This is a genomic window from Segatella copri, assembly GCF_009494835.1.
GTDB lineage: Bacteria > Bacteroidota > Bacteroidia > Bacteroidales > Bacteroidaceae > Prevotella > Prevotella copri_F.
Genome location: NZ_VZBE01000040.1, coordinates 21160 through 44238, shown reverse-complemented (window position 1 = coordinate 44238; position 23079 = coordinate 21160). Strand labels below are relative to the sequence as shown.

The following is a 23079-nucleotide window of genomic DNA, read 5'->3' as shown; positions in this document are numbered from 1 at the left end:
AACACTCAACACTCAACACTCAACACTCAACACTCAACATTCAACACTCCCTCTAAATTCAACATTCAACACTCAACACTCAACATTCCCTCAAAGGTTCAGCTTCTTCTGTACCAGTTTGCTGATAGCTTCTACTCTTTTGCTCTGGCGCTGGATGTCTTTATGAATATCATCGCGCACGGCATTGATGTCGTTGAAGAAATCGGCAAAGGCAGACTGAAACATGTTCGGCTTGCGGTCGTTCTTGTTGGCAAATGGGTTCACCAGCATCTTGATTCCCTTTTCTTCCAGATGAACATCAATCTCTGCACCCGTCATCACAGGGTCGCCATCATAATGGATTACGCCGGGCTGACTGCGGGTGATGTGGAGCTTCTTGCAGCGGAATGACTTGATCTTCGAGTTCTTGTCCAACGTCTTGTTGAACATGTCGAAACTTACCTGAGGCGCCTCGATGACATCAAACGGTTCCATGATGACGACATCCATCAGACCGTCGCTCATGGATGCTTGCGGGGCAATATAGGCATTGTTGCCATACTGCGATGCGTTGGCACAGGAGATGAGGAACGCCTTATACTGCTTGGTGCCCGTCTCGTCCTCCAGGGTGTAAGTCTCAGGCTTATACTTCAATCCCTCGCGCAGGATATTTTCAGCATAAGTGATAGGACCACGCTTGCCGCTCTCGGCAAACTTCATGCTGACGAAAGCGTCAAAGCCCATGCCGCAGGTGCAGAAGAACGGGTGGTCGTTGATGACACCATAATCCAGATCTCTAATCTGGCATTGGTTGATGACCTCGATGCATTTCTTCAGGTTCATCGGGAGCAGCAGATGTCTTGCCAGTCCGTTGCCCGAACCGCAAGGCAGAATGCCGAGGGCAGTATCGGAGTGAACCAGTGAGCGGGCCACCTCGTTGACGGTTCCGTCACCACCAACCGCCACAACCACATCTACATGGTTGTTCTTCGCTTCGGTAGCAATTTCCGAAGCGTGCCCAGCTCTTTCAGTCATTCTTATCTCGTACTCAAAAAGCTCTTTGTCCAAAACGGAATCTATCAGACTGGGAACTGCCGCCTTGCTGGCTGTTCCTGAAATCGGATTCATGATGAAAAGTATCTTTTTCTTCATTATATAGTCAAGAGTTTGTAAAATTTAGGCTACAAAAGTAATAAAAATACCCAAAATAACAAGAAATATCGATTAAAAAAACTATAAAAGTAAACTTTCTTATAAAAAAAGCCGTTTATTGAGTTCTTTTTTGTATCTTTGCACCCTGAAAGTTAGAAAAGTATAAAAAAAGAAAATAAAGTACACCTATTAATAATGGGACAATTACAAGAAAGATACAAGAATTATCGTGAACCTCAGAAGTATATGGCTGCCGGTGTGTATCCATATTTCCGCGAGATCACAAGTAAGCAGATGACAGAGGTAACCGACATCGATGGTCATAAGATTCTGATGTTCGGTTCTAATGCTTATCAGGGTTTGACTAACGACCAGCGTGTTATTGATGCAGCAAAGGCAGCGCTCGACAAGTATGGTTCTGGTTGTGCAGGAAGCCGTTTCCTCAATGGTACGCTCGATTTGCACGTGCAGCTCGAAAAGGAGCTTGCTGAGTTTATGGGCAAGGATGAAACTTTGTGTTTCTCTACAGGATTCTCTGTTAACCAGGGTGTCTTGGCTTGCGTAGTAGGTCGTAACGACTATATTATCTGCGATGACCGCGACCACGCAAGTATCGTAGATGGCCGCCGCCTCTCATTCGCTACCCAGCTTCACTACAAGCACAACGATATGGAAGATTTGGAGCGCGTGCTCTCTAAGCTCCCTCAGGAGGCTATCAAGCTCATCGTTGTTGACGGTGTCTTCTCTATGGAGGGCGACCTGGCTAACTTGCCTGAAATCGTTAAGCTCAAGCATAAGTACAACTGCTCTATCATGGTAGACGAGGCTCATGGTCTTGGCGTATTCGGCAAGCAGGGTCGTGGTGTATGCGACCACTTCGGTCTGACCGACGAGGTAGACCTCATCATGGGTACATTCTCTAAGAGTCTGGCTTCTATCGGCGGTTTCATCGCATCAGACAAGGATACTATCAACTTCCTCCGTCACAACTGCCGTACTTATATCTTCAGCGCATCTAACACTCCAGCTGCCACAGCAGCAGCTCTCGAGGCTCTCCACATCATTCAGAATGAGCCTGAGCGTTTCGAGAATCTCTGGGATGTAACCAACTATGCCTTGAAGCGTTTCCGCGAGGAAGGTTTCGAGATTGGCGAGACAGAGAGTCCTATCATTCCTCTCTACGTACGCGATGCTGAGAAGACATTCGTTGTTACCAAGATGGCTTACGATGCAGGTGTGTTCATCAACCCTGTTATTCCTCCAGCTTGTGCTCCTCAGGATACATTGGTACGTTTCGCACTCATGGCTACTCATACAAGAGAGCAGGTTGAGCAGGCTGTCCAGATCTTGAAGAAGATTTTCGTAGAAGAGGGAATCATCAAGTAAAATCAGATTTGCCGGTCTTCTCGGTTTGACAGATTCGGGCAGTCGGTTTCTGATTTAAAAGTTTAGCAAGTATGGTTGCGGTTCTTTACCGCTACTATATATAATAAGGTATAAGGGCAATTCCGGATAGGGGTTGCCCTTATTTTGTGCCCGGTTTTCAGGGATTTTGCATTTAAATGCATGTTTTTTTGAAAAAAGTTAGGGAAAAATTTGGTGGAATCGAAAAAATGTAGTACCTTTGCACTCGCAATTCAGAAATGATGCTTAAAGCAATGCTTAAGAGGTATCGTAGAGATGAGTAAGCGGGGTGTAGCGCAGCCCGGTAGCGCTCCTGTTTTGGGAACAGGTGGTCGCAGGTTCGAATCCTGTCGCCCCGACACAAGAAAGCTAAGAAGAGTCAAATCTTCTTAGCTTTTTTGCTATATAAAACTCCCGCCCTGGATGGGCTGGAGGGGGATAACGCAACAGAGTAATTATTATATACGTTTTAATTTTATAGAATCATGATTATTACGATAGCGCGCCAGTGTGGATGTGGCGCTATTCGCGTGGGCAAGCTGCTCGCCGAAAAGTATGGTATTCCTTTTTATACCCGTAAGAATTTGATGGAAATGGCTGAACAGAGAGGAGTGCTCGACGAGATGGAGGCTTTCTTCGATGAGCGGCCGGTAGATGAACTGCTCTTCTCGATGTCGTCGCTTGGCGAAACGCAGAGGGCGCTGACTGAGAAACCGCTCCGTACACTTGCCGATATGATAGGCGATGAAGACTGTATCATCATCGGCCGTTGCGGAAACTATATCTTCCGTGAGCGCAAAGACCTGATTTCTGTTTTCCTGAGCGGCAATCTGGAGGCTCGCATCAAGGAGATTCAGGAGGAGAAGGGCTTTTCGTATGATGAGGCTGAGGAGTTTGTGGAGCACACCGAGGATTGCAGAGTGGCTTATCATAAGTATTATACAGACCTTACCTGGGGAAATGCCGATGATTATGACATCTGCCTGGATACTGTGCGCCTGGGCGTAGAAGAGACGGCAAGCCTCATTGAGCAGTACGTTAGCTTGATTTAGATTCAAAGGTTCAAAGTTCCAAGGTTTAAAGTTCCAAGGTTTAAAGTTCCAAGGTTTAAAGTAATTCAACATGAAGTTTTTAATTCAATTTTTGATAATCATAGCTTTCTCCTTTGCTGGGGAATTGCTCCATTTTTTGCTGCCATTGCCTATTCCGGCAAGCATCTATGGCATCATCCTGCTCTTCCTTGCGCTGGAAACAAAACTGATCAAGGTGAAGCATATCCGCGAAACCAGCAGTTTCCTCATTGCCATCATGCCCGTGATGTTTATTCCGGCTGCCGTAGGACTGATTGATTCCTGGCAGGATATCGGTAATGCATGGTTCCAGTATATCGTAGTTACGGTGGTCAGCACCTTCGTCGTGATGGGTGCTTCGGGCTGGATTACGCAGTTGGTAATCAGAAAAGGAAAGGAGGCGAAGAAATGAACCAGTTGTTCCAGGATTCTGTCTTCTTCGGCGTTCTCATCAGTCTGGCTGCCTACGGCATAGGCATGCTGCTGAAGCTGAAGACGGGATGGTCGCTGATGAACCCGCTGCTCATCTCCATCATCCTCGTCATCATCACGCTCCTGATTACGGGCGTAGATTACAAGACCTATTCGGCTGGTGCCAACAGCATCAGCTATCTGCTCACACCAGCCACCATCTGTCTGGCTGTGCCTCTTTATCAGCAGGTTGAGCTTCTGAAGAAGAATTATCGGGCTGTGCTGATCGGCATCGTTTCGGGCGTGCTGGCGAGTCTCTGCTCCGTGCTCATTCTCGCCCTCATCTTTCATTTCGACCATGCGTCCTACGTTACCTTCCTGCCTAAGAGCATCACTACCGCCATCGGTATTGGTGTTTCCGAGGAGTTGGGCGGTCACGTTTCGGTTTCGGTGGTTGTCATCATCGTAACAGGTGTGCTGGGCAACATCTTCGCCGAGAAATTCCTGAAGCTTCTCTCCATCAAGGAGCCTATTGCCAAAGGTATCGCCATCGGCTGTTCTTCCCATGCGCTGGGTACGGCAAAGGCGATGGAAATGGGTACCATAGAGGGAGCCATGAGCAGTCTGAGCATCGTGGTTTGCGGTGTGATGACGGTTGTCGGTTCATCCATCTTTGCTTTGTTTATGTAGAGAAAGATACAATAATATTTCCCTTTTTCCGTTTTTATAGATATGAAACGGAAAAAGGGATTTTTGTATATAATGGGTGTAGGGATGGCGATGAGCGCCCTGCTTGCCAGTTGTGCCGACGATGAGAGTTTCTCAACGTCGAGGGGCGATGTGCTGTCGTTTTCGGTAGATACGCTGAAGTTGGACACCACCTTCTCGAATGTGCCTACGCCTACCCGAAGCTTCTGGGTTTACAACCGTACGGGCAAGGCTCTGCGCTGCCAGTCGGTGCGACTGGAAAACGGTAACCAGAAGGGCTACCGGGTGAATGTTGACGGCTCTTACCTGGGCACCGAAGCGGGATTCCAGACGCAGAATGTGGAGATTAGGAAGGGTGACAGCATACGTGTGTTCGTAGAACTGACTTCGGCGATGCAGAACAGCGAAGAGCCGCAGTTGGTGAGCGACAACCTGGTGTTTGCGCTGGAAAGTGGCGTGGAGCAGAAGGTGAACCTGAGGGCGTTTTCATGGGATGCGATGAAACTCAATTCGCTCGAGGTGAAGGAAGACAAGCTTCTGGAGAGTACGCTGCCGGTAGTGGTTTATGGGGGAATCAGGGTTGATGAGGCGGCTACGCTGACCATTGCTCCGGGCACCCAACTCTATTTCCACGAGAATGCGGGCTTGCAGGTGTTCGGTTCGCTGAAGATTGAGGGCGAGAAGGACAGGGAAGTGGTGATGCGGGGCGACCGACTGGACCACATGTTCGATTATCTGCCTTATGACCGCACACCGGGACAGTGGCAGGGAATCAGACTGATGTCTTCGGCTCATGACTGCAGGATTTCGTTTGCTGATATTCATAGTGCCTACGATGCTGTGATGATAGAAGCGGGCGATGCTACGAAGCAGAAGCTGCTCATCGAGAATGCTACGATTCATAACAGTCAGGGCTACGGAGTTAGGGTTGATTCTGCCAAGGTGCAGATTCTTAACTCGCAGATAACCAATTGCTTGAAGCATCCGCTCTATGTAGAGGGTGGCGATGTTGAGGTAAATGGCTGCACCATTGCCCAGTTCTATCCGTTTGACGGGCGCCGCGAGTCTGCCATCGGTTTTGCCTCTCCGCTACCTCGTTTCGAGGTGAGAAATTCGCTCGTAACGGGCTATCATGATGATGAGGTGGTCTGGGAGGCTCCGAAAGAGGAGGATGCCTTCAATTTCCTCTTCGACCATTGTGTGTTGCGCACGGAGAAGCTGGAGACGGACGACAGTCTGAAGTTCACCCATGTAGTTTATGAGGACATCAAGGATACGACGGTGTTTGCCGAGAAGCATTTCCGCCTTTTCGACACCGACAATCTGAAGTATGATTTCCATCTGCGCAAGGAGTCGGCAGCAATAGGTAAGGCAGATGCCGAAACCCTGCCTGCAACCGACCGTGATGGTTTGCCGAGAAAGAAAGAGCAGCCTGCCGCAGGATGCTTTGAGTATAAGGAGGAATAATGAGTATAGGAGGAATAAGAAGAAAGCCCTACAGGAAAGTCTGCATGATGCAAACTTCCTGTAGGGCTTTTTCTTATATCCTGAGCCCCTTTTTTTAAGTGGGCTCTGTAATCTTATTCCTTCATGTTCGAATCTACGAAGCAGAAGGGGAGAAGGTCTTTGATGCTGTCGAAGCAGTAGATGCCGTTCTCGCCATAGAGCAGGATGCGTACGGGGCGCTGGTAGCGGTCTTCCATCTCCAGTATCACCTGGCGGCAGGCTCCGCATGGCGAGATAGGCGACTTGAGAAAACCGTTCCCGTTTCTTGCTGCGATGGCGAGCGTCAGGATAGGCTGGTCGGGATAGTTGCTCTGGGCACCGAAGATGGCGCTGCGCTCGGCACAGAGTCCTGACGGGAAGGCGGCGTTCTCCTGGTTGGCTCCAATCACTATTCTGCCGTCGCCCAGGAGCAGGGCTGCTCCCACATAGAAGTGGCTGTAGTTAGCATAGGCATTGCTGGTGGCAGCCTTCGCCCTGTTTACGAGCTCCTGCTCCTGCTGGCTCAACTCTGAGAGCTGAGCCACCATGTATCTGATGTTTAGGTTTTGCTCTTTCATAGATATAATGTTTTTATGATTTCTTTATTTCGTATAGAAGTCGATGATGTCCTGCAGCGCCTTCTTGCACACCGGACAGAATTCCGGTGTTTCGTTGATGCGCATACGGCAGTCCTGCACACCGCGGTAAACGCCCTTCAGGCTGTATCCGGCACCTTCGAAAACACCCACCTTGCTCACCGCCTCCTTCTCTTTCTTTGAGAGCGGAGTAGGAATCTTGGTCTTCTTGTCTATCATGTTCTCCCATTTTCCGTGGAAATCGGCAAGGGTAGTGATGTTCTTCTCCCAAGGCTCTACATCGTGAGGATACATCGGTATCTGCTCCTGCTCGTAGGCGTATTCATCGGCAAGTCCGGCAAAGGAATGGCCAAACTCATGCACCACTACCGGCTTGAACCATTTCTGGTGGCAGGTGGTGAGATTGTATGAATTGAGGATGCCGCCACCGCCGTACTTATCCGAATTTACCAGCACGATGATGTGCTCGTAAGGGGTACCTGCCAGCCAGTTGTGCAGGTCTTTGAGATGCAGGGTGGTAAGGTAGCGGTCGCTGTAGAAGGTGTCGAAATGAGAGCTGAGGGCGGTCTCGTGCCAGATGCCCTGAGCTGGGATGCTAGGTCCGCTCTGCTTGGATGGTGATTTTACGGCTACGATGTTGAAGCGGTCTCTCATGCTCTTGAAGGGTTCGTGGGCGAAGATGGCCTCTGTAGCCTCCTGCGCATCTTTCAGAAAGACAGGCATCTCTGCATCGGTATAGCCTTCAGCCACGTATGCGATGTGGATGCATCGGGTGGTGTCGGCAGCCTGCTGCAGGGTGACGTATGGGGTAGGCTTGTTGCCTTTCTGATGAATCAGAATGTCTTTCGGCGCTACCTGGTGGGTGAGCGTGGTGGTTATCTCGCGGCGGTTGTTGCGCAGGTCGAGGGTGATGTCTACGGTATCTTTCGGCATCGGAACGAGAAATACGTTCTCGAAACTCTGCGTGTTCTTCTCTGCCTCTGGATAGGAGAGCCATTCCTGGAAGAGGGTGGAGAAGGAGTTGCGGTAGATGATTTTGCCCGAGCGGTGGTCGCGTACGGTTATCTGTCCGTTGCCCTCTACTGGGAGTTCGGCCAGTCGCTGCCGTTTGCCGTACCAGCGTGGCATTACGTTGAGTTCGTCTACGGCTATCATCTGCTGCTTCTGGTTGCCGGCAAAGGTATAGTCTACTCTCAGCGTCTTGTCTGTGAAATAGTCGTCAAAGTTTTGCGCCTTTATTGTGCCGGGCGCCATCAGCATCGCCATGGTGGCGAGGGATAATATCATTCTCTTCATTGTATTTTCATTTAAAATTCACATTCACATTCACATTTCTCACCGAATCACCAAGTGACCGAATCACTCATCACTTATCTTACCCTCAGTCGTGTTCCTACGCTTACCGGGATGTTAGGGTCGAGATGGTTCATCTTGTAGAGTTTCTCCAGTCGGATGCCATACTTCTGCGAGATGGCGTACATGCTTTCGCCCGGCTGTATCACGTGAGGGCGCTTCTTATACTGCTTAGGTGCCTTGGAGCGTTTCTTCTTCAGATAGATGATGTCGCCCTTGTGCAGCACGGCGTGCTTGTTGCGCTCGTTGTAGCGAGCCAGTTTGCGCCAGCTGATGCCCACCTCCTTGCCTATGCTCTTGAAGGTGTCGCCTTCGCGGGCATAGAGATAGTAATTCTTGTTGAAGATATGGATAGGGTGCAGCAATCCTTCGGCGTTTACAGGCTGGTCGGTACCGCTGTGGGTAGCCATGAAGCGGTCGTAGCGCTTGGCCTTGTCATACTGGTTGAGCTTGTAGAGCTCTATGATCTGTATCAGCTTGCTGGCATACTGCGGGTTGGTGGCGTAGCCGCAGGCTTTCAGTCCGCGAGCCCATCCCTTGTAGTCGTGCTGCGAGAGTTCGAAGAGGCGTGCGTAGCGTGGCTGGCGCGCCAGAAACTTGCTGTGGTCTTCGTAGCTGTCTCTTGCGTCCTGGTATACGCGGAAGCATTCGCCCCGGGCATCATCGTCGTGATACTGGGTTGGGCCCGTCCAGTTGTGACATTTTATGCCGAAGTGGTTGTTGCCCTGGCGTACGAGGTCGCTCCTTCCTGCCGCACTCTCAAACAGTCCCTGTGCTAGGGTGATGCTGGCTGGAATGCGGTAACGGAGCATCTGCTCGATGGCAAGATCCTTATACTGGTTGATATATGTCTGATAGGCCTGGTTCCACTTCAGCTGTGCGCCCATCGGGAGGCAGCAGAGCAGAGCGAGCCCTAAAATGTTTGCTTTTAGATGATTCATTCTGCAAAAATATAAAAAAAAACGGATAAATCGCGGTTTATTACAAAATTTTTAATATCTTTGCACAAAATATGGCATACTGAAGTTTCGCATGTGGTGAAGTTAAGGGAAGTTAGAGGGAGTGATAACTTCTTTAACTTCTATCAATTCCCACACTTGCGAAACTTGTATAAATAAAGATTTTAATAATGAAAACTCGTACAAAAGTAATTATAGCTATCGGCTCTAACAGAAATCAGGAGGAGAATGTGTTGAAGGCACATGAACATTTGAGTTGTATGTTCAGGAACTGCCTTTTCGGTCCGCGCATGTGGACTGAGCCTATCGGACTGGAGAATTCAGACAAGTTTCTGAATCAGGTGATGTTGGGGGAGACCATCTGCTCTAAGAAGTCTGTGCTTGCCGCGCTGCGGAGTGTGGAGCAGAGATGCGGACGCAGAATCCGTGGTCCTTATCGTAAGGTAGATGTTCCGCTGGATCTCGACCTTCTGCTCTATGGCGATGAGAAATTGCACGAGAGCGAGTGGGAGCGTGATTATATTCAGAGTTCTATCAGCTACCTCGAAGAGAAGGATGCTAAGAGGGATAGGAAATATTTAAGATAAGAAAATCCGTGTAATCCGTGCATGAAAAAATAAACGGGAAACCCGAATCTGGTATGTAGATTTACAATACCGGATTCGGGTTTTCTGTTGTAAGATTGAGCTCTATCACTCTTCCTTCTTTCAGCGACTTCTGCACGTTGATGATGCGCTGGTTGCTGCTGCCCCTGAAGAAGAGGTCTTCATCGCGCAATGCCTGTACGAAGGGGCCGTCTACCAATACATCGATTTGGCGGAGGAGTTCCAACTGCTCGGGATTCTTCACGAGGTTTTCGAAGAGATAGCCCGTAAAGCACCAGATGCTCTTGCTGCTCTGCTCCCTGATGGCGCGCGCCAGCTCGGCAAAGCCCTTTGCCTGAAACATTGGGTCGCCGCCCGAGAAGGTGACGTTGGCGAAGGGGTCGCTCATGATTTCCTTCATCAGCTCGTCGGTAGAGGTCATCGTGCCGTGGCTGATGTCCCACGACTGCGGATTATGGCAGCCCGGACAATGGTTGGGGCATCCCGCACAATAAATGGATGTGCGGAAGCCCGGACCGTCTACCATCGTATCATGTACGATGCTTAAAACGCTGATCATTTTACTTTTCTCCTCCGATATGGGTTACTCGGTCATGGAGCTCGGCAAGCTTGCCGCTGTTCCAGCGGTCTGTAGTACCTACCAGATAACCGGTGATGCGCTGCAGCTTGTCTATGTGGTGGCTGCCGCACTTAGGACAAACCTCGAGGTGGGCGTCAGCATTCTCGTAGCCGCAGTCGAGACAGCGGTTGCGGTTGTGGTTTACTGAGCCGTAACCCATGTTGTACTTATCCATCATGTCTACCACGCTCTCGATAACAGAAGGGTTGTGGGTAGCATCGCCGTCAATCTCTACATAGAAGATGTGGCCGCCACGGGTCAGGTCGTGGTATGGAGCCTCGACCTGTGCCTTCTTCAGGGCTGTACACTTATAGTATACAGGCACGTGGTTAGAGTTGGTATAATAGTCGCGGTCTGTAACGCCAGGGATGACGCCAAACTGCTTTCTGTCCTTCTTAGTGAACTTACCGCTCAATCCCTCGGCTGGAGTAGCCAGGATAGAGTAGTTGTGATGATACTGCTCGCTGAACTCGTTGGCACGGTCGCGCATGTAGGTAACAATCTTCAGTCCCAGCTCCTGTGCCTTCTCGCTCTCGCCGTGGTGCTTGCCGATGAGGGCAACCAGGCATTCTGCCAATCCGATGAAGCCGATACCCAGGGTTCCGTGGTTGATGACGCTCTCGATGGTCTCTTCCGGCTTCAGGTTTTCTGCGCCTACCCAGAGATACTTCATGAGCAGAGGGAACTGCTTGGCCATCGCCGTCTTCTGGAACTGGAAGCGCTCGTCGAGCTGCTTGGCTGTGATGTCGAGGATATTGTCGAGCTTGGCAAAGAACATGTCGATGCGCTGCTTTTCGTTTTCGATGCCCATGCACTCGATGGCGAGCTTCACGATGTTGATGGTAGAGAAGCTCAGGTTACCGCGGGCGATGCTGGTCTTCTCGCCCCAGCGGTCTTCGAACACGCGGGTGCGGCAGCCCATGGTTGCAATCTCCCACTTGTAGCGCTCCGGATCATCAGCACGCCACTTCTCATTCTGGTTGAAGGTGGCGTCGAGGTTCAGGAAGTTAGGGAAGAAACGGCGGGCTGTTACCTTGCACGCCAGCTTGTAGAGGTCGTAGTTTCTGTCCTCAGGCAGATAGTTTACGCCTCTCTTCTTCTTCCATATCTGGATAGGGAAGATGGCTGTTTCGCCATTGCCTACGCCCTGATAGGTGCTCTGCAGGATTTCGCGCATGATGCAGCGGCCCTCGGCACTTGTATCGGTACCGTAGTTGATGCTTGAGAATACTACCTGGTTACCGCCGCGGCTGTGGATGGTGTTCATGTTGTGGATGAATGCCTCCATCGCCTGATGCACGCGGTTCACGGTCTTGTTGATGGCGTGCTGCTCCAGGCGTTCGCGGCCCTGCAGTCCGTCGAGCGGCTTCTCCAGATAGTCGTCGATTGGCGCATCATAGAGGTTGCTCAGGTCTTCGCCTGTCAGCTTCTCCAGGTTCTTCACCTCTTCCTGGTACGACATGCGTACGTATGGAGCCAGATAGAAGTCGAAGGCTGGGATAGCCTGACCGCCGTGCATCTCGTTCTGGCAGGTCTCGAGAGAGATACAAGCCAGCACGGCTGCGGTCTCGATGCGCTTGGCAGGACGGCTTGAACCGTGACCGGCTGTGAAACCATGGTTCAGAATCACGTCGAGCGGATGCTGCACGCAGGTGAGACTCTTTGTAGGGTAATAGTCCTTATCGTGAATATGTATATAGTTGTGCATGACGGCGTCGCGTACATCCTCTGAGAGGAGGTAGTCGTCGACGAATGGTTTAGTGGTTTCTGAAGCGAACTTCATCATCATGCCGGCTGGTGTGTCAGCATTCATGTTGGCGTTTTCACGGGTGATGTCGTTGTTCTTGGCATTGACGATGCTCATGAATACGTCGCGTGTCTTCGCCTTGCGGGCGATGTTACGCTGGTTACGGTATGCGATATACTTCTGGGCAACATCTTTGCGGGCACTCTTCATGAGCTCCATCTCGATGGCGTCCTGAATGGCCTCAACGCTCATCTGGCTCTTGCCGCGATAAGAGATGTGGTCGGTTATCTGCTCGATAAGAGTGGTATCTTCACCCTTGTCTGTATGCAACATGGCCTTGCGAATGGCTGCCATGATTTTCTGTTCGTTGAATCCAACGATGCGTCCGTCACGCTTTACTACTGTCTGGATCATTTTAGTATTACTTTTACGATTGATGTTTAAATTACTTAGTATTAAGTCCTTATGACTTGAAGAGGTAGATATGTACCTCCTTTTGACATTGCAAAGATATAAATAATTTCTGAAAGTAATTACTTTTGGATAACTTTTTTATCGTTAAAAAATATTAAGTCACTGATAATCAGGAGGAAACGAAAAAGTTTTGGAAAACTTTGACAAATTTCCGTTTTCCGAAACGTTTAAGTTATTGTCTATCAGCGTGTTGCGCATTTTGTGCGCTTGTGTGCGTTTTTCCCTTGTTGTCTGTGTGCCGTGGCAGGGGGTGGAAATGAAAATCGCCGCAACGCCCGTGTATAGGGCATTGCGGCGATTCGGGGGTGATTATTTTGCTTGTCGCTTATAGTCGAGCGCAGCTCCGATGGCGGTGCAGAATTCCGAGTATTTCGGTATTCTGAACCTCACTCCGTAGAGTTTCTCCATGGCTGGGAACACCTCGCGGCATTGCGGCAGCAGGGTGAGGTTGCCGATGAGCACGAAATCCTTGATGCCCGATTCGAGCGATGAGAGGATGGTAGCCGAACCTATCGACTGCAGCACCATCCAGATGAGTCCCATGGCGATGTCTTCGCGCGAAGCGTTGGCCTTGGCGTTGCTGAAGAGCGATGCGGTGGCGTTCATCGGGAGTCCGGGCAGAGGCTTGGCGCTGATGTCGCCTATCAGCAGGTTTATCTTGCTCACGTCGCCGTCCTTGGCGAGGTTGATAATCTGCTTGATGTCGTCGGTCTTGAGCATGATGCGGCTCAGTCCTGCCAGGGTTCCGCCGCCTATGCCGATGCCTCCGATGTGCCTTATCTCGTTGTCATCGCATTTTACGAGCGATGTACCGGTTCCCATGCTCACCACGATCATGCGGTCGAGCTTGCTCTCGTATCGGGCGCCCAGTCCGTCGGCCACGAACTCCTCGCTCTTCGAGGTAGGCAGTCCGTAGATGGGCTCGTCGATGTAGGCAGAACCTACGCCTGTGAGCATCACCTGTTCTACATCGCTCAGCGCAATCTTGTTGTCGTGAAGATACTTGCCGAAGGCTCCGTAGAGCGAGGTGATAGGGTCTGTGGCCTTGATGCGGATGGGGCTTACCACCACGCCGCTTTCATCGATGCCCACAATCTTGGTCGTAGAGATGCCTACGTCGATTCCTATAACAATCTTTTTCATTCCTTTATATATATAATAATGTGTATTTTCGCAGATGATGCCCCTCTAGAGCACACCCATCTTGCAGAAGGTGATGAGCACGGCGTAGCCCACTATCATGCTCAGGATGCCCACCGTGAGTCCTGCCTTCACCATGTCGGTCTGCTGGATGAGTCCGGTAGAGTAGGCGATGGCGTTAGGAGGGGTTGAGATAGGCAGCGACATGGCGCAGCTGGCTGATACCGCTACTCCGATGAGGATGGTAGAGGTGCCGCCGATGGTGTTGAGCTTGTCGCCCATGCCGGCGCATACCACCGTGAGGATAGGGATGAGCAGGGCGGCGGTGGCGGTGTTGGAGATGAAGTTACTCAGGATGAAGCATACCAGTCCGGATACGATCATGATGACCAGCGGATTGAATTCTGCAAACGGAATGCTCTTTACGGCTGCCTCGGCCAGACCGGTGCCGTTCATCGCCAATCCGAGGGCGAATCCGCCTGCCACCATCCAGATGACAGCCCAGTCAATCTCCTTCAGGTCCTTGGCTGTAACCACTCCCGTAAGGGCGAATATGGCGATAGGGAGCATCGCCACGGTGTTGGCGTTGATGCCCAGCTGCTTGCCGAATACCCAGAGCACGATGGTTGCGAGGAAGGTGACGGCCACTACCGTGGTGCGCCAGTTGTGCTGCATGTTGCCCTCGATGTTGAGCTCGATGGTCGTGGCAGAGAACGGGAACATCTTGCGGATGATGATCCATGCCATCACGAGCATGATGAGCACCATAGGGGCCATGATGAGCATCCAGTCGCCGAAGCTGAGACCCAGGTTGAGTCCTGCAGGGTCGTTCAAAACCTTGAATGCGAAGGCGTTAGGCGGGGTTCCGATAGGGGTACCCATACCGCCCAGGTTGGCTCCGATAGGTATGGCCATGGTGAGCGCCACGCGGCCCTTGCCCGAAGGCGGCAATGATTTGAACACCGGTGTGAGGAAGGTGAGCATCATGGCGGCGGTGGCTGTATTTGAGATGAACATCGAGAAGATGCCGGTGATGAGCATGAAACCCAGCAGCACGTTCTCAGAACGCTTGCCGAATGGCGCAATCAGGGCCTTCGCCATCATCACGTCGAGTCCGCTCTTGGTAGCGGCTATGGCGAGTACGAAACCGCCCAGGAAGAGGATGATGGTAGGGTCGGCGAAGCACGCCATCACACCCTGATAGTCGAGCAGCTTGCCCATCTCTGCCTCCGAGCCTTGCATGATCTTAAAGGCGGAGTCGCTGACGAAGAACAGCAGCACGAAGATGATCACTACGCTGGTTGCCCATGCCGGTATGGCCTCGGTGAGCCAGAGCATCACGGCCATGACGAAGATGGCGATGACGCGCTGCTGCACAATGGTGAGCCCGTCGATGCCGAAGCTGTCGATGGGCAGGTTCCAGACGATAACGGTAAGCAGAGCTGTTATGAGAAACAGCAATGCTTTCTTGCGATTAAAATCGCCATTCAATACTTTCTTTACAGTTTCTTGCATTATCTTTCTGTCTTAAGGATTATTTTCTTGCAAAAATACGTGTTTTTTTTGTATTTAGCAAGTTTTTTTGCAGAAATAGTGAAAAAAATGCCGAAAAATGTTGTAGTTTCAAGAAAAAATGCTATATTTGCAGAGGATTTACCGATAACGGCTATCGGTGATGCCGAAAACTTGGAGCACCCGGAAGGGTGATTCAGCGAACCTAATATTGTCTAATCAATTAAAAGGAGATAAGGAAATGAACAAGTCTGTAGTATTTATTATCATCCTGCTCGTGATAGTTCTCTCTATCATTGTATCGCAGTACTTCCACAAGCGCCACCATGAATATAAGATGGCAGACATCGAGAAGGCTATCCGCAAGGCTTATCCTAAGGGTATATGCTCGATAAGCAAGGAAGAACTGGTAACAGCTGTGAAGAAATACTTCCACTGTTCGGCGAAGGAGGCTCATTATATAATAGGTGTAGCCCGCCGCAAGAAGCTGGTTGATATCGCTGCAGAATATGTTACCATCATGTTTTGAATTGAGATAAAAGTTTTTTAATAGGCATTAGCCGTGAGGCTAGTATCGGTTATAAGAAAAAAGTATTATTTATTTGAGGCATAAAGGATTGTAGGCGACATGCTGATTCCGTAAGGGGAAAGGTGGGTTAGCATGTTGTATTCGGGCGTCTGGTATGGTACATTGCGTAAACAATTTAACTGCCAGACAAAGTTTACCCTCCCTAGGACTTTTTAAGACCTGGGGAGGGTTTTAGTTTTTCAGGCTCAGCACCTTTTATTCAAGTCCATCGCCGCCGGTTTCGCTTCCGGTTCCGCCAGTAGAATCGCCGCCCGATGGGGTGTCGCCTCCGGATGGATTATCGCCGTCGGATGGGGTAGTAGGAGGCGTATCGGTAGAGGTAACCTGCTTCACCACCTTGCCGTTTCGGTCGTAGCAGGTGATGTTGACGGAGGTCTCTTCGAGTTCCTTCTTGATGTCGGTGTTAGGCACGAAGATGATGTATCGGCGGGTGATGAGGTTGGCGCTCACCTTGTTCACATCCTCTACGGCGGTAGAGTTAAGACCGAATCGGAGGCTGCCCAGTCCTGGCACAGCCACGCTGTGGCCCTCGGTGGCCCATGCAGCAATCACTTCGCCTATGGCCGACCATCCGGCGTTGATTACCGCCTTAGGCAATCCGCTGCGAACGGCAGCTTCTTCTATCACCTTCGTGGCGTTGAGCTGGCTGTAGAGTTCAGCCTGCATCACGAATGCCCACTTTTGCTTACCTTTTTCGAACGCTACGTTGCGCTCAATTGCTTTTACTTTAATACCCATAATTCAAATCGTTTTTTTAATGGTTAAACAAATCAGTTTACATGCAGCTGGTAACGCCGAGCGTGGTGCCTACGGCAGTAAGTACAGCGATAATCACCTGCAAGATAGTTTTCCAAACTTCCTTTTTCATTTTCTTTTTCCTTTCTTTTTTTAATGGTTCAACAATCAGTTTTTTTTTTAGTGGTTAATTCAGCTTATCTTTGAATGACAATGCAAAGATACAACATTTTTCTCTGAAAAACAATAGTTGTCCCGAATCACGTGCATCCTTGTCCCGAATCACGTGCATCCTTGTCCCGAATCACGTGCATTCCTCCCTCATATCCCATTCTCTTCCGCCTAATTTAACCGCCATTAATTTAATGGCCATTAAATTAAATGTTAAATCTGTTAACATTATATGGCATGTTTTGCCTTTCCAACTGCGTCCCGATGCAGTCGGCGCTACGTCCCGACGTATCGCCATCTGCGTCGGGACGTGGCTGGCGGCGCGTCGCCACGCAGTTTTGGGGGCATCGGGCGCACAGTTACTTGCTATGTGGGTTAGCTGGTGGATAGGAGGAAAGGCAAAAATGTGAATGTGAATGTGAATTTGAAATGTTTTTCAATGTTACCTGAAGGAGAAGCGTATAATCGTGTTTGAGTAATAGTAGCCATTATAATAGGTTAATATTATATATATAATAAGGTACGCGCGCGAGGACTGAATTTCATTCGCAATATCCTATAAAAGGAAAGGATGGAACAACCCGATACATTGATTTACATTTCAAATTCACATTCACATTCACATTTTGTTTTGATGGTTTTATGAAAAAAGACAATTTGGTAAAAATAATTTAGAATTTATTTGTTTATTCGGGGAAAAAGTGTTACTTTTGTAGTTGCTATGGAAAATAACTTTCATGGTATAATTTAAACCAGAAGCTAATGACTGGACGAACTAAAAACAGCACAGAAAAGACTTCTTTTGTTGTCTTCAAGTATGATTTCTGCAAAAGCCGGAATCTTTCAAGTATCGAGGGTACTCTACCCTTGGATTTTCTCGAAATGTCATCGCCTGAAAAATATCAGGAATGTCAGACTGGTTTCGAGAAGGTAATGGACAGTTTGCTGAAAAGCAAGAAAATGACTTTGGTGGAATCACGGAAGAATGAGGAAGACGTTATTCACGACAACCGAATATTGGGATTTCGCGAAGGTGTGGCTGTGCTGGATGTATGCGCAGACAAAAAAGAATTTTATTGGAGTAACTTTAAGGAGAATGAAATTCATAACCAGCCTTTCTGTAAGGTAATCATTGATAATCGCCCCAACAGAGGTTTCCTTTTTGTGGAAGAATCTAGAATCTTCGGCGGCAAAAGGGGACAGGACAAGGTGGTGGCTCTTCTGCGTGATAATATCAACAGGGTGGCGAATCAATATGGCTGGAATATGGTGATTTCTGCCAAGTTGCCACCTGGTGATTTCTTTGATGCCGTGGCTGAAAGAATCAAGGCTGGCTGCAGGCCAAGGGCTGTGGTGTTTTCTTTTCCTCGCCATCAGTCTCTCAGCGATGCGCCATATTCCTTTGTCATGCAATTACAGATGCAGCAGTCATTAATGGAGTGTCTCAATGCCAGTATGTATGAGGTAAAATTTGGTACAGATAAAGGTAAGCAGTTGCACTTAGACAAGGCAAACAGAGACATTGCCTTGATGGTGAACCTGTGCAGCAAGGAAGATTACGGCATCAAGGTATATTATTGGAAAGGTCCGTGCACCTCTTCCCGTTCGCTGAAACGAACCAAGGTGAAAATCTCCGATGTTGAGATTGTTGCTCTGGTTAATGGAGATGCTGTCTGTTGCGATTGTCATGGGAATTCTCAGTTTGCTTTAATCAATTCTCTTGATGTGATTCTTGATGATATAAAGGGTTACGACGATGAGGTTATTTAAGATGAAGACCAGACAGATGGTAGATAAATCTTTTTCGCAACACATGATTTATCAGGTTTTCAGAGCCATCACCCATGATATCTTCAATGATAAGACGTGGTTTCCTACGTCCAGATGTTCATGCGAGGATGTTTTTTATGAGGTATTCTGCATCGTAGACAAAATGATGTTTTCGCATACCGATACCGAGAGCCGCCTTGCCTTTGTGGAGGGAATAGGGCAATATGAGAAAAACTATGTCGACGAGGATGGGTATGCTACAGCTCTGGAAGAGCGGCAGAGAATCGTATTTGTCATCCTGTATATGGCAGCTGTGATACTTCAGATGATGCCTTTGGAGTCGAAAGTGTTTCAATTTTGCTCAATGATTATGGGGCAATGGAGAGGCTACGTAACTCAGGAGTTTTCTCAGCGGTGCCTCGGAGCAGTCGTGAAGAACCGGGATGTGGTTGAGCGGCTGGCAGCCAATATCGGTTATTATGGCGAGGATGGTTTCTTCGTTTCATCTCAGATTAATGAACTGATGCGCCAGAACAATGATGAAGATTATCTGCACGGATTCGAGCCTGAACAGAAGAGGACATTGGAATTGGAAGTGACAGACGATGAGCATCAGGAAAACGGCGGGCAGGAAAAAACGGAAGAAGATAATGAGAAGAAATGGGGTGACTTGAGCCAGGGAGAAAGAGTAAAGCGAGCCTTGCAGAAGATGATAGACGAGAAGACCATTCCTTTGAAGAAAGACTATGCCCTGATTATGGTGGCGCTCTCTGATATCAACGATTTTGAAGGCAAATTTGATAATGGCGCATCTTTCTGCAAGTATCTCACAGAGCAGCTGGGTCTGCCTTCCGACCTGACCAATGGCGGTGCCATCTCCAAGCGTTTCTCCAAGATGCGTGGCGAATTTCCCAACTGGAGTTTTGATGATGTAAGTGATCCTAATGCCCGGCAGAAACTCATCAATATCGCCAAACGTTTTGTTGCCATCTACCGTAAGGGGCAGTAGGAAGCGGGGAAATGATTGCTTCTTGTGAGTGTTGGCAAGTTTTAGATGGAATGTTAAAAACGTAAAATAGAGCAAGTTTTAGGCATATTCTACGTTTAACAATAGAATAGGTTTGATAAACAAATTAGTATATGAAGTATTTTGTAAAAAAATCAGTCTTACTACTGTTGGTAGTCTTGGCTTTTTGTGCGTGTGACAACAGCAATGACAATAATGACAATGATGAAGTTATTCTGCCAAAGCCACAGTCATCGAAAACTGTCGTCAATTATACTGGCGAAGTAGAGTTTGTGGTGGATGCGCCACAAATTCGTGAGGATATAGAGCAGGATTTGAAGGCAAACCCTCCTTTTGGAGGAAGCAAGAAATATCAGTTTGTCATAAAAAAATACTCGAGGCTTCTTCCTGCTTCATTTATGCTATATGCGGTGAATCCTGAGGACGATAAGTCTGCTGACGGATATATACTGGACATCGCTGGTAAAGTGGAGTATAAGGACAATTATAGATTGTTCCCTACCGCATCTGGACAAGGTTGGTATAAGGAGAATATTGTGCCTGTCGACACAAAGGATGGCAAGCCTGTTGCAACATACGATGTGTTTATAAAGCAAAATATTCCTTCTTCTACGGTTGGTAGCAAGATGTATTTCTGCGAAGACCTTACGGAGAAATATCGCCAAAAGTTCCCTAATGAAGACATTCATGCCGTGGTTCGCCGTTTGGTTCTTTCTTATGTCAGTGGGGGTGATAATATAAAAGAATAGGAACATATCTGAACAGAAGATTTTTTAGAAATAATACAGTATCAGCACTTTTTGCTTCGTTTGCAAGCAAAGAGTGCTTTTTTTTGCCTTCAGATGAGCTGGAGGCTTAGCGGAAGGCTTAGTTGCCGGCGATGAGGCTTAGTAGGAGGCGAACCGGCAGGACGCCTATTGCCTGGGAGGCTTTTTTTCCTTACTTTTGCATACAGAAATAATCAATGATTGGGATTATGGAAAAAGGAAAGAAAATACCTCCACAGGAAGCGTCTCGGACTAATCCAGTGGCAAAGCCTGAGGATACCAAGGGCGGAATCAATAACAAGGTATCATCTGGGTTGATAGGAAAAAAGCTGGCTGAACAGGCTGAAGAGTATGAGGAGATGCCCATGCATCATCTGATTGCCGATAAGGATTATCCGTCGGGCATCAGAGAATGGATGATCACTTCGCCTTCTGACCTCAAGTATCCTACGTTGGTGGTGGCAGCTGCCATGCTCAGCGTTTATCTTACACGTGTCAGAATACAGTATGTGTATGATAATCAGGGAGAAAAATCGGCCATCGTGTTGCAGGTCATCGTAGAGGGCGAGCAGTCGAGCGGAAAGTCGTTTGCCAGATACATCATGCGTACCCTGATGAAACCTTTCATCGAGCGCGACAGCGAAATGAGAGCCAAGGAGCAGGAGTATGCTGCCCTGAAGCGACGCCAGGGAAAGAAGGACGGCAAGCTGCCACCCGAACCGAAGACCGACATCACCATCCTGCCCGAAACCGTATCGCTCACCATGTTTATCAAGCGATGCGATGCAGCCGTCAAGCTCTATGGTGCTCCGAAGACGCTCTTCGAATTTGCCGATGAGATTTCTGCCATCGTGCATTCTGCCAAGCGCCAGTTTGCCGACCTCTCGCAGGTTATCAAGACGGCATACGATCTGGGCAGCGTCTATGGTCAGGATTTCATGAGCGAATCCAGCTATAGTGCCATGGTAGATGCCTTGCTGTCGTTCGTTTTCTGCGGCACCCAGAGTGCGGTGAGCAGATATATGAACAAGGCTGCCATTGAGGGCGGTGCTGTAACCCGAACCATCTTATGCCCGCTCATCAGTCATCTGGGCGACAATCCGCCACAGTTTCAGGCGTTGACCGATATGCAGCGTAATGAGCTGGAGAATACGTTGGATAAGCTCTTCGGGTTGTGCTATGAGGAAGATGGAAAATTCCATCAGGAGATAGAGGAAGATATGAGCTGGCTCTACAAGACGGTGGTAAAATGGTGTAACGACTGCCGCCAGCAGGTGGTGAAAACCATGTCCAAGTCGATGGATGTCTTCTACAAGCGCAGTTCGGTTTCAGCCTTCCGCATCGCTGCCCTCATGCAAGTGCTTTACAAAGTTGAAGGGAAGAAGAGCGAGAAGGAAATCCGGAAACTGGTAAGACAGACCTATCTGGCTTGTGCCGACCGCATCTTGCAGAATATGTTGCAGCGGTGGGGCAAGGCTTTCGAGCAGATTTCTGCCGAGGGCGAAGGAGAGCCTTATCATACTGTAGACTATTTCAGCGAGTTGCCGCAGGAATTTTCTTATCAGTTCCTGGAGGAATTTCTGAAGCAGAAGGGGCTCAGGACGCCTGCCCGCAACATGGTGTGCAACTGGCGCAGATGGGGATGGCTCGAAAAACCAGCAAAGGGCGAGGATAGAAAGGTGCTTAGAAAGACGCAGCAGAAAGGCACTATTGGTGATGGTAATATTAAAAAAGACAATTAGAAGATGGCAGAATATATTGATTCAAATACGCTCTCTAAACTTAGAGCTATCAGCATCCTGGAGGTTGCTGATGAATTGGGAATGGGTTTGCGGTATCATAATGCCCTTTGTATCAGTCATAATGATACCCATCCGAGTTTGCATTTCTGGACTTCCACCAACACTTGTCATTGCTTTGCATGCGGGTGGGGTGGAGATAATATCGACCTGGTGATGAAACGGGAGAATCTCTCTTTTTCGGAGGCTTGCCAATGGCTGTGCAGAAGATTCAATATCAGCGCCGGTAATCATTCTGCGGGAAATCGTAAGGAGGTGCTTCATCGGGATAAAGCTGTTGCTGAGCATAGAAAATCAGAATGTGATACGGACAGGCTCAATCTCAGAGGCGAGTTTCAGCATAAGCCTGACGTAGATTATCTGATGCGTATGCTCATGGGCAAGCAACTGACAGATAAAGCCAAGGATTTCCTGTTCTTTCAGAGAAAGTTGCGCCCGGAATATATCTATTGGTGTAGAGTGGTGAGCACAGATTTCTCCATTGCTGGCTATCGCTTTGGTGGAAAGTTTTTTGATGGTCCTTCCCTGTTGATTCCCTATTATGACGTTCATGGCAATCTGCTGACGGTTCAGAGCAGATATCTGGGAGATAAGACTGAAGAAAAACCGCGGTTTAAGTTTGCACCAGGTAGCAAGCCGATGGTATATGGGATGCAGATATTGCCGCAGGTGACAGAAAAAGAGCCATTGGTTATTACCGAGGGATGTACCGACTGTTGGAGCGCTATGTCTATGGGTTACAAGGCAATAGCCATCCCGAGTGCTACGCTTTGTAATGAAGAATGTCGCAATCTTTTAGTGGGAAGGAATCTTCACATGTGGCCTGATCAGGACAAGCCGGGCATTGGTCTTTATATGAAACTGAAGGAAATGTTTCCTCAGCTGGTGTACCATCAGTTGCCGGAAGGTTGCAAGGATTTGTCTGATTATTACCAGTCGTTTTACGTTCAGAAAATGTGAAAGTGAATGTGAATTTCAAATGTTTTTCTATTGTTGTTTTTAAGTTG

General features: G+C 48.8%; 22 protein-coding genes and 1 tRNA gene. 13 read left to right on the top strand and 10 right to left on the bottom strand.

The features are described 5' to 3' along the window. Positions 1-90: 90 nt before the first annotated feature. Positions 91-1131: a diacylglycerol/lipid kinase family protein gene (locus F7D47_RS06215; protein WP_118416507.1), complete on the bottom strand. Its 1041-nt coding sequence runs from the start codon at positions 1129-1131 to the stop codon at positions 91-93. A gap of 195 nt (positions 1132-1326) precedes the next feature. Here F7D47_RS06215 and spt point away from each other — a divergent pair, with 195 nt between their 5' ends. From spt to F7D47_RS06185, 6 genes are all read left to right on the top strand, one after another. Continuing rightward, the gene (gene spt / locus F7D47_RS06210; RefSeq protein ID WP_022121347.1) at positions 1327-2517 is read left to right on the top strand and encodes a serine palmitoyltransferase; all 1191 of its coding nucleotides are present in this window, start codon (positions 1327-1329) and stop codon (positions 2515-2517) included. A 303-nt stretch (positions 2518-2820) separates the two neighbouring features. Then, positions 2821-2894, top strand: a tRNA-Pro gene (locus F7D47_RS06205). A 126-nt stretch (positions 2895-3020) separates the two neighbouring features. Continuing rightward, complete coding sequence (locus F7D47_RS06200; protein ID WP_153085115.1) at positions 3021-3587, top strand: AAA family ATPase; 567 nt, start codon at positions 3021-3023, stop codon at positions 3585-3587. A 70-nt stretch (positions 3588-3657) separates the two neighbouring features. Beyond that, positions 3658-4017, top strand: a complete 360-nt coding sequence (locus tag F7D47_RS06195; RefSeq protein WP_006849544.1) for a CidA/LrgA family protein — start codon at positions 3658-3660, stop codon at positions 4015-4017. Beyond that, on the top strand, positions 4014-4706 hold the full coding sequence (locus F7D47_RS06190) for an LrgB family protein (protein ID WP_153083545.1): 693 nt from the start codon (positions 4014-4016) through the stop codon (positions 4704-4706). Before F7D47_RS06195 ends, F7D47_RS06190 begins: the two co-directional genes overlap by 4 nt. Positions 4707-4748: 42 nt before the next feature. Next, positions 4749-6191, top strand: a complete 1443-nt coding sequence (locus F7D47_RS06185; RefSeq protein ID WP_153085116.1) for a right-handed parallel beta-helix repeat-containing protein — start codon at positions 4749-4751, stop codon at positions 6189-6191. Positions 6192-6304: 113 nt separating this feature from the next. Here the strand turns inward: F7D47_RS06185 and F7D47_RS06180 are convergent, their stop codons facing one another. The 3 genes from F7D47_RS06180 to F7D47_RS06170 form a co-directional block, all read right to left on the bottom strand. Beyond that, entirely contained in the window at positions 6305-6787 is a 483-nt protein-coding gene (locus F7D47_RS06180; RefSeq protein WP_118200767.1) for a cytidine deaminase, read from the bottom strand. 24 nt (positions 6788-6811) lie between these two features. After that, positions 6812-8101 carry a M64 family metallopeptidase gene (locus F7D47_RS06175; protein ID WP_181992462.1) on the bottom strand — a complete coding sequence of 430 codons (1290 nt, stop codon included), beginning with the start codon at positions 8099-8101 and terminating at the stop codon, positions 6812-6814. Positions 8102-8175: 74 nt separating this feature from the next. Continuing rightward, entirely contained in the window at positions 8176-9099 is a 924-nt protein-coding gene (locus F7D47_RS06170) for a glucosaminidase domain-containing protein (protein WP_022121340.1), read from the bottom strand. Positions 9100-9287: 188 nt separating this feature from the next. Between F7D47_RS06170 and F7D47_RS06165 the strand changes: the two genes are divergently transcribed. Beyond that, positions 9288-9704, top strand: a complete 417-nt coding sequence (locus F7D47_RS06165) for a 2-amino-4-hydroxy-6-hydroxymethyldihydropteridine diphosphokinase (RefSeq protein ID WP_153085117.1) — start codon at positions 9288-9290, stop codon at positions 9702-9704. A gap of 61 nt (positions 9705-9765) precedes the next feature. Here F7D47_RS06165 and nrdG read toward each other — a convergent pair whose 3' ends face one another. From nrdG to F7D47_RS06145, 4 genes are all read right to left on the bottom strand, one after another. Further along, complete coding sequence (gene nrdG / locus F7D47_RS06160) at positions 9766-10281, bottom strand: anaerobic ribonucleoside-triphosphate reductase activating protein (RefSeq protein WP_022121338.1); 516 nt, start codon at positions 10279-10281, stop codon at positions 9766-9768. 1 nt (position 10282) lies between these two features. Further along, a complete protein-coding gene (locus tag F7D47_RS06155; protein WP_153085118.1) occupies positions 10283-12502 on the bottom strand; it encodes an anaerobic ribonucleoside triphosphate reductase in 2220 nt (739 codons plus the stop codon). Positions 12503-12871: 369 nt separating this feature from the next. Continuing rightward, positions 12872-13705: a type II pantothenate kinase gene (gene coaW, locus F7D47_RS06150; RefSeq protein ID WP_022121336.1), complete on the bottom strand. Its 834-nt coding sequence runs from the start codon at positions 13703-13705 to the stop codon at positions 12872-12874. A 45-nt stretch (positions 13706-13750) separates the two neighbouring features. Further along, on the bottom strand, positions 13751-15217 hold the full coding sequence (locus F7D47_RS06145) for an SLC13 family permease (protein WP_153085119.1): 1467 nt from the start codon (positions 15215-15217) through the stop codon (positions 13751-13753). 238 nt (positions 15218-15455) lie between these two features. Between F7D47_RS06145 and F7D47_RS06140 the strand changes: the two genes are divergently transcribed. After that, on the top strand, positions 15456-15743 hold the full coding sequence (locus F7D47_RS06140) for a hypothetical protein (protein WP_153085120.1): 288 nt from the start codon (positions 15456-15458) through the stop codon (positions 15741-15743). Between the two features lie 255 nt (positions 15744-15998). On the opposite strand, the gene F7D47_RS06135 is transcribed toward F7D47_RS06140, so the two are convergent. Both F7D47_RS06135 and F7D47_RS06130 read right to left on the bottom strand, forming a co-directional pair. Beyond that, positions 15999-16541, bottom strand: coding sequence for a DNA-binding protein (locus F7D47_RS06135; RefSeq protein ID WP_153073906.1), 543 nt, complete (start codon positions 16539-16541; stop codon positions 15999-16001). Between the two features lie 37 nt (positions 16542-16578). Further along, the gene (locus F7D47_RS06130; RefSeq protein ID WP_022121332.1) at positions 16579-16671 is read right to left on the bottom strand and encodes a smalltalk protein; all 93 of its coding nucleotides are present in this window, start codon (positions 16669-16671) and stop codon (positions 16579-16581) included. An 800-nt stretch (positions 16672-17471) separates the two neighbouring features. On the opposite strand from F7D47_RS06130, the gene F7D47_RS06125 reads away from it, so the two are divergent. The 5 genes from F7D47_RS06125 (at position 17472) to F7D47_RS06105 (ending at position 23032) form a co-directional block, all read left to right on the top strand. Beyond that, positions 17472-18479, top strand: a complete 1008-nt coding sequence (locus F7D47_RS06125; protein ID WP_153085121.1) for a hypothetical protein — start codon at positions 17472-17474, stop codon at positions 18477-18479. Beyond that, positions 18466-19488, top strand: a complete 1023-nt coding sequence (locus F7D47_RS06120; protein WP_153085122.1) for a hypothetical protein — start codon at positions 18466-18468, stop codon at positions 19486-19488. The genes F7D47_RS06125 and F7D47_RS06120 overlap by 14 nt, the downstream gene beginning before the upstream one ends. 131 nt (positions 19489-19619) lie before the next feature. Beyond that, on the top strand, positions 19620-20255 hold the full coding sequence (locus F7D47_RS06115; protein WP_153085123.1) for a hypothetical protein: 636 nt from the start codon (positions 19620-19622) through the stop codon (positions 20253-20255). Positions 20256-20482: 227 nt separating this feature from the next. Next, the gene (locus tag F7D47_RS06110) at positions 20483-22015 is read left to right on the top strand and encodes a hypothetical protein (protein WP_153085124.1); all 1533 of its coding nucleotides are present in this window, start codon (positions 20483-20485) and stop codon (positions 22013-22015) included. A gap of 3 nt (positions 22016-22018) precedes the next feature. After that, complete coding sequence (locus F7D47_RS06105; RefSeq protein ID WP_153085125.1) at positions 22019-23032, top strand: CHC2 zinc finger domain-containing protein; 1014 nt, start codon at positions 22019-22021, stop codon at positions 23030-23032. Positions 23033-23079 lie beyond the last annotated feature (47 nt).